This is a genomic window from Burkholderia sp. BCC0322 (genome assembly GCF_902833045.1).
Classification (GTDB): domain Bacteria; phylum Pseudomonadota; class Gammaproteobacteria; order Burkholderiales; family Burkholderiaceae; genus Burkholderia.
In genome coordinates this window covers 1-12,273 of record NZ_CADFDU010000015.1, presented here as the reverse complement: position 1 = coordinate 12,273, position 12,273 = coordinate 1, and the positions used below count along the sequence as shown (strand labels likewise).

Below are 12,273 nucleotides of genomic sequence, written 5' to 3'. Positions count from 1 at the left end.
GAATAGGTGTCAGCGTGCTTCGGCGAGCGCCCGCGCGGGGCCGTCCGCCGGGGCGGGCGGGCTGGCGGCCGCGGATTCGATGATCCCGCCGCCGAGGCAGATCTCGCCGTCGTACAGCACGGCGGACTGGCCGGGCGTGACGGCCCACTGCGCGTCGTCGAACGCGAGCGAGAAGCGCGCTTCGCCTGCCGGGCCGGGCGTGGCGGCGCCGAATGCGCACGCCGCGTCGGCCTGCCGGTAGCGGGTCTTCGCGCCGCACGTGAAGCCTTCGGCCGGCGGTTCCCCGGCGACCCAGCTCACGTTGCCGGCCACCAGCTCGCGCGCCAGCAGCCACGGGTGATCGTGCCCCTGCACGACGTACAGCGTGTTCGACGCGATGTCCTTCGCGGCGACGAACCATGGATCGCCGTTGCCGCTCTTGCTGCCGCCGAGGCCGATGCCCTTGCGCTGGCCGAACGTGTAGAACGCGAGACCGATGTGCTCGCCGACGACCTTGCCGTCCGGCGTCTTCATCGGGCCGGGTTTCGTCGGCAGATAGCGGTTCAGGAAATCGCGGAACGGCCGTTCGCCGATGAAGCAGATGCCGGTCGAATCCTTCTTCTTCGCGTTCGGCAGTCCGATTTGCGCGGCGATCTCGCGCACCTTCGTCTTCGGGATCTCGCCGAGCGGGAACATCGACTTCGACAGTTGCGCCTGGTTCAGCCGGTGCAGGAAGTACGACTGGTCTTTCGTATGATCGAAGGCCTTCAGCAGTTCGAAACGCCCGTCGCGCTCGCGCACGCGCGCGTAGTGGCCGGTCGCGATCATTTCCGCGTCGAGCGACATCGCGTGATCGAGGAATGCCTTGAACTTGATTTCGGCGTTGCACAGCACGTCGGGGTTCGGCGTGCGGCCGGCCGAGTATTCGCGCAGGAATTCGGCGAACACGCGGTCCTTGTATTCGGCGGCGAAGTTGACCGCTTCCACGTCGATGCCGATCAGGTCGGCCACCGACACGACGTCGATCCAGTCCTGGCGCGTCGAGCAGTATTCGCCGTCGTCGTCGTCTTCCCAGTTCTTCATGAACAGGCCGACCACGTCGTAACCCTGTTCCTTCAGCAGCCACGCGGTCACCGACGAATCGACGCCGCCCGACATGCCCACCACTACACGGCGCTTGCTCATTTGTTGACCGCCTGACGTTCGAATGATTCGGGGCGCGGCGCGACCGAATGCGTGTGCACGAAATCGAGCGGAATGCGCCGCCCGGCGAGGTAATCGTCGACGCAGCGCATCACCGCGGGCGAGCGATGGCGCTCGCCGCACGCGCGCAGTTCGTCGGCGGTCATCCACAGCGTGCGGACGATGCCGTCGTCGAGCGCATGGCCCGCGATCGGCTCGCCGGCCGAGCCGCAGAACGTGAAGCGCAGGTAGGTCGCGCCGGCGGTGCCGGGGCGGTCGTAGTGCGCGAGATAGACGCCGACGAGCGCGTCGGGCATGAACGGGTGCGCGGTTTCCTCGAGCGTTTCTCGGATCACGGCGTCGGCCAGCGTTTCGCCGGCTTCGAGATGGCCTGCCGGCTGGTTGATGCGCAGGCCCGACGAGGTTTCTTCCTCGATCATGAGAAAGCGGCCGGCGTGCTCGACGAGCGCGGCGACCGTCACATGCGGGGTCCAGATTTCGGGTTTCATGGTTTGGCATTTTACCGGTTGCGCCCGAACGGTGCCGGTCGCTACGCTAAACGAATCAGACCCTTTCAATTCGTTCGTCTTGCCGATACGCGGCGGCACAGGACGGGCCGGCATCACTATCTTGCACGACCGTGCGGCGCCTGCCGGTACGGCCCTCGCTTTCGCCTAAAGTGAGAGTGAGTTCCGTTGCTCGTGAGCCGGTAGTGAGCCTGCCCGGCCGGTTGTGCAGCAGACGTCGTCAGAAGCGAAATACCGACAATGGCGGGGCGCGGGGCGGATGCCGGGGCACATGAACGTGCTGCTCGCGGAAGCGGAAGTGCCGTACGAGATCGTGCACGAGATGGAGGACATCAACGGCGAATTCGGCCAGGTCGACGTCGTGCTCGTGCTCGGCGCGAACGATGTCGTGAATCCGGTCGCGAAGAACGATCCGGCGTCGCCGATCGCGGGGATGCCGATCATCGACGCGTACAAGGCGCGCACGGTGATCGTCAACAAGCGCTCGATGGCGGCCGGCTACGCGGGGCTCGACAACGATCTCTTCTACATGGACAAGACGATGATGGTGTTCGGCGATGCGAAGAAGGTCATCGAGGACATGGTGAAGTCGGTCGAGTGACGCATGCGCCGGCCATGCGGCTGCCGGCTTCGATTCGTGGTCGGCGTGACCGGGCGCCTTTCATGGCGCGACGAGATGTGCCACGCACGCGGCGATCGTGTCGCGTACGCGCACGATCGCGGGATCGCGCTGCGTGCTCGTGCGCCAGCCGATTTCGACCGGGTAGTGCGGCAAGTCGACCGGGCATGCGAGCGCGCGCAGCGGCGTGGATTGCGCGATCGCGCGCGCCGCGTGCGCGGGAATCGTCGCCACCGCATCGGAGCCGGCGAGCAGGTACGGCAGCGCGGCGAAATGCGTGGTCGATGCCGCGACGCGCCGCTTGTGGCCGAGCGTGGCCAGCGCCTCGTCGACGATCCCGATCACGCCGCCCGACGACACGAGCAGGTGGTCGCGCCGCAGGAATTCGGCGAGCGTCAGCGCGCGCGGCGCCCGCTCGCGGGCGGCCGGATCGATCAGGCACGCGTAGCCGCCCGTCGCGACCGCGCGCCGGCTGAGCCCGTTCGCCGAGAAGCCGCCCGACGCGATCGCGAGGTCCACACCGTGACGCAGCAGCGCGTCGCCGGCGATGCCGCTGTGCGTCTGCCGGAAGATCAGCCGGATGCCGGCGGCTTCCCGCGCGACGGCGTCGATCAGCGCGCGGCCGAGCGCGATCTCGAAGTCGTCCGACAGCCCGATCGAGATCGTGCGGCCGATGCGGTCGCCGCCGTCGGCCGCGATCGCGAGACTTTCGCGGCAACGGTCGAGGGCGTCGGACAGGATCGGCTTGAGTTCGTCCGCGCGTGGCGTCGGCGCGAGCCCGCGGCCGGTGCGCACGAACAGCGGATCGGCATAGATCACGCGCAGCCGCGCCAGCGCCGCGCTCACCGCCGACTGCGTGAGGCCGAGCCGCAGCGCCGCGCGGCTCGCGCCGCCTTCCTCGTACAGCGCCTCGAACACTTTCAGCAGGTTCAGGTCGAGGCTGGCGATATCATCCGCATTCATGACACTTATCGTTCTATCGATTTGATCGATGACATCATATCGATAAAGATGGCGTTACCCCATTCACCGGAGACGCCCCCATGGCCACGTCAGTTATCGCCGCGCTGCAGATCGGCGCATCGCCCGCCGGCACGCGCGCCACGCTCGACACGATTCTCGGCTACGAAACCGCGATCCGCGACAGCGGCGCGTCGCTCGTCGTGCTGCCCGAGGCCGTGCTCGGCGGCTATCCGAAAGGCGAGATCTTCGGCACGCGGCTCGGCTACCGGCTGCCCGAAGGCCGCGACGCGTATGCGCGCTACGTCGCGCAGGCGATCGACGTGCCAGGGCCGGAAACCGACGAGCTGGCCGCGCTGTCGCAGCGCACGGGGGCGAGCCTCGTGGTCGGCGTGATCGAGCGCGGCGGCAGCACGCTGTACTGCACGGCGCTGTTCTTCGATCCGCGCGACGGGCTCGTCGCGAAGCACCGCAAGCTGATGCCGACCGGCACCGAGCGCTTGATCTGGGGGCAGGGCGACGGCTCGACGCTACCCGTCGTCGACACGGCTGCGGGCCGTGCAGGCGCCGCGATCTGCTGGGAGAACCACATGCCGTTGCTGCGCTGCGCGATGTACGCGAAGGGCGTGCAGATCTGGTGCGCGCTGACCGTCGACGAGCGCGACGTCTGGCAGAGCTCGATGCGGCATATCGCGCACGAAGGGCGCTGCTTCGTCGTCAGCGCGTGCCAGGTGCAGCCGTCGCCGCGCGCGCTCGGCATCGATGTGCCGGGCTGGGATCCGGAGCGGCCGCTGATCCGGGGCGGCAGCGTGATCGTCGGGCCGCTCGGCGACCTGCTGACGCAGCCGCTGATCGGCGAAGCCGGGCTCGTGGCCGCACGCATCGATACCGATGAACTCGTGCGGGCGCGCTACGACTTCGACGTGGTCGGGCATTACGCGCGCCCCGACGTGTTCACGCTGCACGTCGACGAGCGGGCAAAGCGGACCGTGGTGTTCGGCGGGTAGGTCGGGGTGGGCCGGGGCGCCGCACGGCGGCCCGCAACATGAACGGCGGCGGCGCGCGTCACGCACGCCGTCGTACCGCGTCAGCGCATCGGCGCTTCCGCGATCCGCATGTAGTCGGCGATCCGCCGCCCTTCCATGTCCGGAAACTGCTCGTGCACGACGACGTCGCCCATCCGTGCGATGTCGAAGGTGCGGAAATCGCCGCGCAACTCGCACCACGCGCCGATCGTCCAGCGCCCGCCCCAGTAGACGAGCCCGAGCGGCCACACGCGGCGCTGCGAATGCGCGCCGAGCCGGTCGCGGTAGTCGAAGCTGACGATGTGGCGCGTGTCGATGGCCTGGTGGATCGCGTCGACCTTCGCGCAAAACGTCTCGTCGATGTGGAACGACGGCGCGAACACCGGCAGGCGGTCGAGCGCCGTGCGCTTGTCGGCCGGCATCGCCGACGCGATCTTCGCGAGCGCCGAACGTGCGCCGCTCGCGAAGCGCGCACCGCCCCAGGTTTCGAGCATGCGTGCGCCGGTGGCGAGCGCGGCGAGTTCCTCGGCCGTGAACGTGAGCGGCGGCAGGCTCGCGTTGCGGTTCAGCCGGTAGCCGATGCCGGCTTCGCCTTCGATCGGGACCCCTGACAGTTGCAGGTCGCGCACGTCGCGATAGACCGTGCGCGGCGACACCGACAACCAGTCGGCCAGCTGCTGCGCGGTCGTGAGACGACGCCCGCGCAACAGCTCGGCGATCTGGAACAGGCGGTCGGCACGGCGCGTCATGACGGCACCTCGCTTCCAACGGCAGTGGGGACTTCGCGATGATAGCGCCGCGCGGGCGCGACGGCCGTCGTGCTCAGTGGCATTTCGGCGCGTGCAGGCCGACGCGGTTGCCTTCGGTGTCGATCAGGTAGCCGACGTAGCCGTAGTTGTTCGGCAGCTCGACGACCGAGCCCTGCACGACGCCGCCCGCGCGCTTCGCGCGTTCGAGCGCGGCGACGACCGATTCGCCGGCGTTCAGGTAGACGAGCACGCCGTTTGCGCTCGGCTTCATCTGCTGCGGATCGAACACGATGCTGCCGCCCGTGCTGGACGCCTCGTGATCGAACACGGCCATTGGCACGCCGCCGATGACTTCGCGCTGCAGCGTGGTTTGCAGCACGGTTTCGTAAAAGCGGATCGCGCGGTCGAAATCGAGGGACGGAATGTCGAACCATGCGATTGCGCGTTCCAGCGTTGCGGTGGCAGTTGCGGACGTCATGACGAGCTCCTTGTTGCGTTGTTATTCGGATTCGGTGCGGAAACCGGCGTTGCATTGCGCCGGGATTGCAGTGTGATCGCGGCCTGCTGACACCGTATTGTCAGGAGAGTTGTCACCCTTGACATGCAACCATTTGGTTGCATAATAAGTTCATTGACCCGGGAGCGGCATGGATCTCGTTTTCAGGGCGCTGGCCGATGCCACGCGCCGCCAGTTGCTTGATTTGCTGTACGCGAAGAGCGGACAGACCCTGTCCGAGTTGTGCGACGGGCTCGCGATGAGCCGGCAGGCCGTGAGCAAGCATCTCGCGCTGCTCGAGGCCGCGAATCTCGTCGCGACGACGTGGCGCGGCAGGGAGAAGCTGCATTACCTGAATCCGGTGCCGATCCACGACATCGCGGAACGCTGGATCGGCAAGTTCGAGCGTCAGCGCCTGCAGGCGCTGGCGGACCTCAAGCGCGGGCTCGAAGCGGCCGGCGATTCTGGAGACAACGATGAGTAATCCCGCCTTTGTGTACGTGACGTTCATTGCATCGACGCCCGAGCGTGTGTTCGATGCGCTCACCAACGCCGAGCTGACGAAGGACTACTGGGTGCGGCACCGCAACGCGTCGCCGGACTGGCGGCCGGGCTCGCGTTGGGAACATCAGGACTACGACGATCCGTCGCGGGTCGACATCGTCGGCGAAGTGGTCGAGAACGATCCGCCGCACCGGCTGGTCGTCACGTGGCGCACGCCATCGGGGGAGAGCGGGGAATCGCGCGTGAGCTACGTCGTCGAGCCGCACGAGGGCGTCGTGAAGCTGACCGTCACGCACGACGGGCTGGTGCCGGGCTCGGAGATGGATCGCGGGATTCGCGGCGGGTGGCCGGTCGTGTTGTCGAGTCTCAAGACGCTGCTCGAGACGGGGCAGGCGCTGCCGTTCACGATGGGGCGCTGGGAGTGCTCGAAGCACTGAAACGAAACGCCGCCGTTGCCGCGGGTGCGGTAACGGCGGCGTTCCGGTTGCCGCAGAGGGGCCGCGCAAGCGGCCCCGTCGCGATCATGAGGCGGACTACGCGTCGCCTTCCGGCGCGGCCGGGCGCGCCTTCACGCTGCCGGCGATCAGGTCGAAGCGGAACAGCCGGCATTCGAGCGCGCCGTTGAACAGCGGCGTCTTCGCCGATTCGCGCAACCGCAACTGGCCCGGCAGCGAACGGTCGGACGTCAGCAGGAACGCCTGCCAGCCCGTGAAGCGCTGCTTCAGCGCATCGCCGAGCGCGTTGAAGAACTCGCTGTCCGGTGCGTCGGTGTGGGTGCGGCGGAATGCGTCGTCGTTGCCGCGGTTGCGGCCCGTCTCGCGCACCTCGCCGCGCGCGCTGCGGCCGCGCACTTCGATCCGCTCGCCGTACGGGGGGTTCGCGAGGAGGATGCCCAGGCCGTCGCACGGCGGCGTCATCCCGCGTGCGTCGACCTGCTTGAGCCATACCGACGGCACGCCTGCACGCTCGAGGTTCGCGCGCGCCTTCTCGAGCATGTCGCCCGAAATGTCGCTGCCGTACACGCCGAGCGTTTCGCCGCGCTTGCCGCGCGCCGCGCGCTTCGCGTCCAGCGCCGGGACCTTCAGCCCCTGCCACGCGGTGATGTCGTATTGCTTGAGTTTCTCGAAGCCGAACCGGCGTTCGACGCCGGGCGCCACGCCGAGCGCGATCTGCGCGGCTTCCGCGAGGAACGTGCCGCTGCCGCACATCGGGTCGTACAGCGGCGTGCCGGGCGTCCAGCCCGTCAGACGCAGGATGCCGGCCGCGAGGTTCTCGCGCAGCGGCGCCGCGCCCTTGTCGAGACGCCAGCCGCGCTTGAACAGCGGTTCGCCCGACGTGTCGAGGTACAGCGTGCATTCGCCCGCCGTCAGGAACGCGAACACGCGCACGTCCGGCGCACCGGTGTCGATGCTCGGGCGCGCGCCGGTCTTGTCGCGCATCCGGTCGCAGATCGCGTCCTTCACGCGCAACGTCGCGAATTCGAGGCTCTTCAGCGGCGACTTGATCGCGGTGATGTCGACGCGCAGCGTCTGCGTCGCCGCGAACCAGCGCTCCCACGGCTGCTCGAGCGCGAGCGCGTAGACGTCCTGCTCGTTGCGGTACGCACGGTGGGCGATCTTCAGCAGGACCCGGCTCGCGATCCGCGAATGGAGGTTCGCGGCCATGCCGGCTGCCCAGCCGCCGCTGAAGTGGACGCCGCCCGGCACTTGCGCGCCCGCGGTGAACGGCGCGCCGTTCAGGTGGCGGCCGGCGATTTCGGCCAGCTCGGCGGCAAGCGCCGCTTCGAGGCCGCGCGGGCAGGGGGCGAAGAATTCGTACAGGGTGGGCGAGGACATAAGGCGGGTGGGGACGTGCAAAAGTCCACTATTGTACGCGGCGCGGGCGGCCGGGGCCGGCGTTGCGTCGCGTTTCGATGCCGCGGCGCGGGCCTGGGTGCCGCGCAGGCGTGTCGGAAGGCCGCGCGGCGGCGCCCGGGCGGGCGCCGCCATGCCGCCGCGGAGTCAGTGCGAGCCCGGCTGGCCGGCGCGCGCGGCCTGGCCGCTGCCCGGCCAGAACAGCGCGAGCGGATTCGACAGCACCGTGCGGACGATCGCGGCGACGAGCGCGCGCACCTTGGTCGGGCGCAGGCTGCGCGAGCGCACGGCCATCGTGAACGCGAGCGCGAAGCTCACGAGCACGTTGAGAATCGCCATGCTGAGTACGCCGGCGCCGGCCCACCACAGCTCGGGCGTGCCGAGCGCATCCTTGCCCAGCACGCCGAGCGCGACGCCGATCGAACCGGCCGACAGCGTCACGTGCCGCACCTCGAACGGGAACATGAACACGGTGACGATCGCCGGAACGAGGCCGAGCATCAGGCCGAGGCCGACGTTCGCGACCACGCCGGCCACGTTCGACCGGCAGAAGTGCGCGAGCTTCGCCGCGCCGGCCGCGCCGAGCGTCAGGCGCAGCCGGCGGTTGTACGTGAGCGCGTCGCCGACCCGGTGCAGCACGAACCAGTTGTCGGCCCAGCCCGCGAGCAGGCTCGACGCCCACAGCAGCACGCCCGTCAGCGCCGCGTAGAGCGGCGTCGGGCCGAGCAGCGAGAACGAGTGCAGCGTCGCGTGCGCCTTCTCCGGCGAGATCAGGTTCGCGTGCAGCACGTTGCCCGCGAACAGTTGCACGAGCAGGCACACGGGCAGCACGACGAGCACGTTGCCGGAAATCGCGGCCGCCTGCGTGCGGATCAGCGCGATCACCGACGACACGAATGCCTTCACGCCTTCGTCGTGGCCGGTGTCGTCGAGTTCGCGCGCGAGCGTCGGCGCGGTCATCGCGGGCTGCTTGGTGGCGAGCGTGAAGTGCAGGAAGTGCATCAGCATGAAGCTGGCCGCGTAGTTGACGCCCGCGAGCAGCCCTTCGAGCATCGACTGCAGGTGCGCGCCCGTGATCGCGAACTTCACGCACACGGTCACGACCGTGACGAGGCCGCCGCCCGCGGCCATCCGCAGCATCTTCAGGTACTCGGCGCGGCCGCGCGAGATGTAGTGTTCGCCGGTGTCCGCGTTGGTTTCGACGAGCTTGCGCGCGAACAGCGAGAAGTTGCTGCGCACGAGGTGCGACACGCTCTGGCTGTTGTTGTTCGCGTCGATGAGCTCGGCCGTCAGGTGCGCCATTCCGTGCAGGTCGTCGCGCGCCATCCACGCGTTCAGCAGCATCTCGGCGCGCAGGATGCGCATGCGCATCCGCTCGACCTGGAACACGATGTCGACCGACACGCCGTTGCGGTACAGGTGCGAGAACACGTCGTCGACGGCGATCCGGCATTCGTCGAGCAGCACGCGCAGGTAGTTCACCTCGTGCAGCAGCTTGCTCGGGTCGCCGCCGTCCTCGACGGCCGCGTGCGCGGTTTCGACCGCGAGCATCGCGCGCGTGAGGCGGTAGAACGGCTGCGTTTCGAGCGGCTTGCGCGCATCGTCGTCGGAGAGCCGGCTGCGCACCGTCTGCGACAGGCCGGTCGAGCTGATCTGGCAGGTCAGGTTGTGCAGCGCGGCCAGCAGGTCGCGCGAGAACGAGCCGGGCTTGTGGCGCTCCTCGTCGGTGACGTCGAACGAGAGCAGCTCGGCGAGGCGCGTGAGGAGATCGTCGGGCAACGCGTCGATCCATTGCGCGTCGTCCGGCGTCGGGAACATCAGCGTGAACAGCGCCGAGAGCTCGCGGCGGTTCGGCGCGGGCGGGATCAGCGACGAGTCGATCCGCTCGAACAGCGCGCCGAAGAAGCCCGAGTGCACGGGCATGCCGGCGTCGCACAGGAGCGAGATGCCATCGCACTCGCGCAGGATGCCGCGCAGGATGCGCGCGGCGTGGGTTTTCCACGCGGGATTGCGATCGAGCACGTGGAACAGGTAGCGCAACCGCGCATGGGCCGGATACGCGCGCGCATCGTCGTCGCGATCGGCGGGCGCGTCTTGCGCGGCCTGCATCGTGCCGGTGCGGCGCAGCCAGTGCGCGAGCTCGATCAGCCATTCGCTGCGCTCGGCGTACGACGCATCGGCGTCGGCGTGCGCGAGCAGCGCATCGAGCTGGTGACCGGCATTGCGCGACGCGCGCCACTTCTTGATCAGGGTCGTCAGGGAACGAAACATAAACGGGATAGCGAAAGCCCTCGGCGGGCGGGTTCGGGATGCCGGCCGGGGAAACGGCGCGGCGCCGGGGAGAACGGGTGAGACGGGGCCGGTTGCCGGACGATGCGCGGCGACCCGCGATGCGGCTGCCCCGCTGCGGTGCACGCCGATTGCGTGCGGGCGCCGGGAGGCACGGCGGTCCCAGCCCGGCGCCGCTGGCTGGCGCGCACGACGAGCGGCGCGAGCCTGAAAGTGCGTAGGATCGTCAATCGGGCCCGAAAATGCAAGCCGACCGCGTTGCATGGTGCCGGTTCCGGCCGACTTTGACAAACAATGTAAATGGCCGTCTGGCCGATGCATCTCGATGCGAGGCCGGTTGCGGCAGGGCGACGCCGACGGCAGCCGGCGATCGCCCGCGGACGCGCCGGGCCGGACGAAGCCGCGCAGGCGAGCGCGCCGTCGAGCGCTCGCCCGGCCGCCGCCCGTTTATGCGCCGGACTTGCCTGTCGCGCCGGCGTCGCCGCCCGGCATCGCGTTGGCCGGGCACGGCACGACCGGCGCGGCGGCCGTCTTGCTGCCGGCGGCGGGCGCCTTGGCAGCCGGTGTGCCGCGGTGCGCGGCCATCGCGCGCACGCCGGCCGCGGCTTGCGTGGCAATCACGTCGAGCGCGCGCCGGTGGCCGGCGACGAGCGCGTCGTAGCCATCGGCGACCGGTTCCGCGACGCTCGTGCGGCACGTCATGACGGCCTGCGTGGCGAGCGAGCGCACGCTCCACACGGCGTCGACCGCCGCGCGCTTGCCGGGCCACGACTCGAAGCGCTGCACGTTCACGCTGATGCGATACACGGGCACGCCGGGCGGGTACGCGGAATTCGCGACGTCGATCGTGCCGAGCTGCGTGGCGAGATCGTCCGACAGCGCGCGGCGGATCTCGTCGGCGGGCGGCGACGCCCAGCGTTCCTGCTCGAGCACGTCGACCTGCGCGGCGTTCTTCTGCACGACCAGCTGGCTCTTCGCCACCTGCTCGGGCACGCCGACGGACGGCACCTCGATCAGGAACGCCGGGTTGGCCGGCGCGGTGCGCAGCGGCGCTGCGGCATCGGCCGGGCTGAGCGTGTAGAACCGCGCGGGCGGCGAGCTGCACGCGGCGAGCGCGAGGGCGGCGACAGCCGCCGCCGCGCCGCTCGCGAAACCGTTCACGCGTGTGGTCATGGTTGATCTCCTGGCTTGCCCTTGAGCAGCGATTCGGGGTGACGCTCGAGGTAGTCGGCGAGCGCGTTCAGCGACTGCAGCGTGCGCGTGAGCTCCTTCAGCGCGCCGCGCACGTCGGACTGCAGCGGCGAATCCTGCTGCAGCGTCGCTTCGGCGGTCGAGAAGGTCTGCTTCGCGGCCGACAGCGTGTCGCGTGCTTCCGGCGCGACTTGCGTGTCGAGCTGCTTGAACAGCTTGTCGGCGTTCGACAGCGCGCTGTTCAGGTTTGCGCCGATCTGGTCGAACGGCACCTTGTCGAGCTTCTTCGCGATGTCGGCGACCTGCAGCTGCAACTCGTCGAGCGTGTTCGGCACGGTCGGCAGCTCGAGCGGCTGGCGCGCCGTGTCGATCTTCACGGCCGGTGCCTTCGGGAAGAAGTCGAGCGCGACGTACAGCTGGCTCGTCAGCAGGTTGCCGGTGCGCAGCTGGCCGCGCAGCCCGTGCTGGACGAGCCGCTCGACGATCTCGCGGCGGGCCGGTTCGCCCTTGCTCTCGATCGTTTCGCGGAAGCGGCGTCCGAGGCGTTCCGGATACACGTTCATCGTCACCGGCATCAGGAAGTTCTTCGTCTTCGGATCGAAGTCGATGCCGATGTTCGTCACTTCGCCGAGCACGATGCCGCGGAAGTCGACCGTCGCGCCGACGGCGAGCCCGCGCAGCGACTGGTTGAAGTTCATCACGACCTGCAGCGGCTGGCCGTCCGGGTCGCGCATCGCGTCGCCCTCGTCGGCCGCGAGGCGGAACGTCGTGTTGTTCGGCGCGGTCGTGCCGGAGCCTTGGTTCGGCGGCGTCTGGAACGCGATGCCGCCGAGGATGACCGTCGCGAGCGACTGCGTGTTCAGCTTCAGGCCGCTCGAGTCGAGCCGCAGGTCGACGCC

The 12,273-nt window shown here is 69.3% G+C and carries 12 protein-coding genes and 1 pseudogene; 4 read left to right on the top strand and 9 right to left on the bottom strand.

Annotated features, from left to right (window positions below):
* Positions 1-9: 9 nt before the first annotated feature.
* Both mnmA and HWX39_RS30080 read right to left on the bottom strand, forming a co-directional pair.
* Complete coding sequence (gene mnmA / locus HWX39_RS30085; protein WP_175971326.1) at positions 10-1,164, bottom strand: tRNA 2-thiouridine(34) synthase MnmA; 1,155 nt, start codon at positions 1,162-1,164, stop codon at positions 10-12.
* Positions 1,161-1,670 carry an NUDIX hydrolase gene (locus tag HWX39_RS30080; protein WP_175971325.1) on the bottom strand — a complete coding sequence of 170 codons (510 nt, stop codon included), beginning with the start codon at positions 1,668-1,670 and terminating at the stop codon, positions 1,161-1,163. The genes mnmA and HWX39_RS30080 overlap by 4 nt, the downstream gene beginning before the upstream one ends.
* A gap of 268 nt (positions 1,671-1,938) precedes the next feature.
* Between HWX39_RS30080 and HWX39_RS30075 the strand changes: the two are divergent.
* A pseudogene (locus tag HWX39_RS30075) lies at positions 1,939-2,289 on the top strand (NAD(P)(+) transhydrogenase (Re/Si-specific) subunit beta); the annotation flags it as partial.
* 60 nt (positions 2,290-2,349) lie between these two features.
* Here HWX39_RS30075 and HWX39_RS30070 read toward each other — a convergent pair.
* Positions 2,350-3,270 carry a LysR family transcriptional regulator gene (locus HWX39_RS30070; protein ID WP_175971324.1) on the bottom strand — a complete coding sequence of 307 codons (921 nt, stop codon included), beginning with the start codon at positions 3,268-3,270 and terminating at the stop codon, positions 2,350-2,352.
* 80 nt (positions 3,271-3,350) lie between these two features.
* On the opposite strand from HWX39_RS30070, the gene HWX39_RS30065 reads away from it, so the two are divergent.
* Complete coding sequence (locus tag HWX39_RS30065; RefSeq protein WP_175971323.1) at positions 3,351-4,274, top strand: carbon-nitrogen hydrolase family protein; 924 nt, start codon at positions 3,351-3,353, stop codon at positions 4,272-4,274.
* A gap of 80 nt (positions 4,275-4,354) precedes the next feature.
* On the opposite strand, the gene HWX39_RS30060 is transcribed toward HWX39_RS30065, so the two are convergent.
* Entirely contained in the window at positions 4,355-5,041 is a 687-nt protein-coding gene (locus HWX39_RS30060; RefSeq protein ID WP_175971322.1) for a YafY family protein, read from the bottom strand.
* Between the two features lie 73 nt (positions 5,042-5,114).
* Positions 5,115-5,519: a VOC family protein gene (locus tag HWX39_RS30055; protein ID WP_175971321.1), complete on the bottom strand. Its 405-nt coding sequence runs from the start codon at positions 5,517-5,519 to the stop codon at positions 5,115-5,117.
* Positions 5,520-5,688: 169 nt separating this feature from the next.
* On the opposite strand from HWX39_RS30055, the gene HWX39_RS30050 reads away from it, so the two are divergent.
* Complete coding sequence (locus tag HWX39_RS30050) at positions 5,689-6,021, top strand: winged helix-turn-helix domain-containing protein (protein ID WP_175971320.1); 333 nt, start codon at positions 5,689-5,691, stop codon at positions 6,019-6,021.
* Positions 6,014-6,478: an SRPBCC family protein gene (locus tag HWX39_RS30045; protein ID WP_175971319.1), complete on the top strand. Its 465-nt coding sequence runs from the start codon at positions 6,014-6,016 to the stop codon at positions 6,476-6,478. Before HWX39_RS30050 ends, HWX39_RS30045 begins: the two co-directional genes overlap by 8 nt.
* Before the next feature lie 96 nt (positions 6,479-6,574).
* On the opposite strand, the gene HWX39_RS30040 is transcribed toward HWX39_RS30045, so the two are convergent.
* From HWX39_RS30040 to HWX39_RS30025, 4 genes are all read right to left on the bottom strand, one after another.
* Complete coding sequence (locus tag HWX39_RS30040) at positions 6,575-7,876, bottom strand: class I SAM-dependent RNA methyltransferase (RefSeq protein ID WP_175971318.1); 1,302 nt, start codon at positions 7,874-7,876, stop codon at positions 6,575-6,577.
* Positions 7,877-8,041: 165 nt separating this feature from the next.
* Positions 8,042-10,165: a site-specific recombinase gene (locus tag HWX39_RS30035; protein WP_175971317.1), complete on the bottom strand. Its 2,124-nt coding sequence runs from the start codon at positions 10,163-10,165 to the stop codon at positions 8,042-8,044.
* Between the two features lie 465 nt (positions 10,166-10,630).
* Positions 10,631-11,356, bottom strand: a complete 726-nt coding sequence (locus tag HWX39_RS30030; RefSeq protein WP_175971316.1) for a PqiC family protein — start codon at positions 11,354-11,356, stop codon at positions 10,631-10,633.
* Positions 11,353-12,273 (bottom strand): MlaD family protein (locus HWX39_RS30025; protein ID WP_175971315.1); only part of this gene is annotated, 921 nt, incomplete at its 5' end. The genes HWX39_RS30025 and HWX39_RS30030, both read right to left, overlap by 4 nt.

Bases quoted from the DNA above. Each gene is read 5' to 3' on its own strand.
- HWX39_RS30035 (WP_175971317.1), bottom strand. From the start codon at position 10,165: ATGTTTCGTTCCCTGACGACCCTGATCAAGAAGTGGCGCGCGTCGCGC.
- HWX39_RS30060 (WP_175971322.1), bottom strand. From the start codon at position 5,041: ATGACGCGCCGTGCCGACCGCCTGTTCCAGATCGCCGAGCTGTTGCGC.
- HWX39_RS30080 (WP_175971325.1), bottom strand. From the start codon at position 1,670: ATGAAACCCGAAATCTGGACCCCGCATGTGACGGTCGCCGCGCTCGTC.
- HWX39_RS30050 (WP_175971320.1), top strand. From the start codon at position 5,689: ATGGATCTCGTTTTCAGGGCGCTGGCCGATGCCACGCGCCGCCAGTTG.
- HWX39_RS30065 (WP_175971323.1), top strand. From the start codon at position 3,351: ATGGCCACGTCAGTTATCGCCGCGCTGCAGATCGGCGCATCGCCCGCC.
- HWX39_RS30055 (WP_175971321.1), bottom strand. From the start codon at position 5,519: ATGACGTCCGCAACTGCCACCGCAACGCTGGAACGCGCAATCGCATGG.
- HWX39_RS30070 (WP_175971324.1), bottom strand. From the start codon at position 3,270: ATGAATGCGGATGATATCGCCAGCCTCGACCTGAACCTGCTGAAAGTG.
- HWX39_RS30030 (WP_175971316.1), bottom strand. From the start codon at position 11,356: ATGACCACACGCGTGAACGGTTTCGCGAGCGGCGCGGCGGCGGCTGTC.
- HWX39_RS30045 (WP_175971319.1), top strand. From the start codon at position 6,014: ATGAGTAATCCCGCCTTTGTGTACGTGACGTTCATTGCATCGACGCCC.
- mnmA (WP_175971326.1), bottom strand. From the start codon at position 1,164: ATGAGCAAGCGCCGTGTAGTGGTGGGCATGTCGGGCGGCGTCGATTCG.
- HWX39_RS30040 (WP_175971318.1), bottom strand. From the start codon at position 7,876: ATGTCCTCGCCCACCCTGTACGAATTCTTCGCCCCCTGCCCGCGCGGC.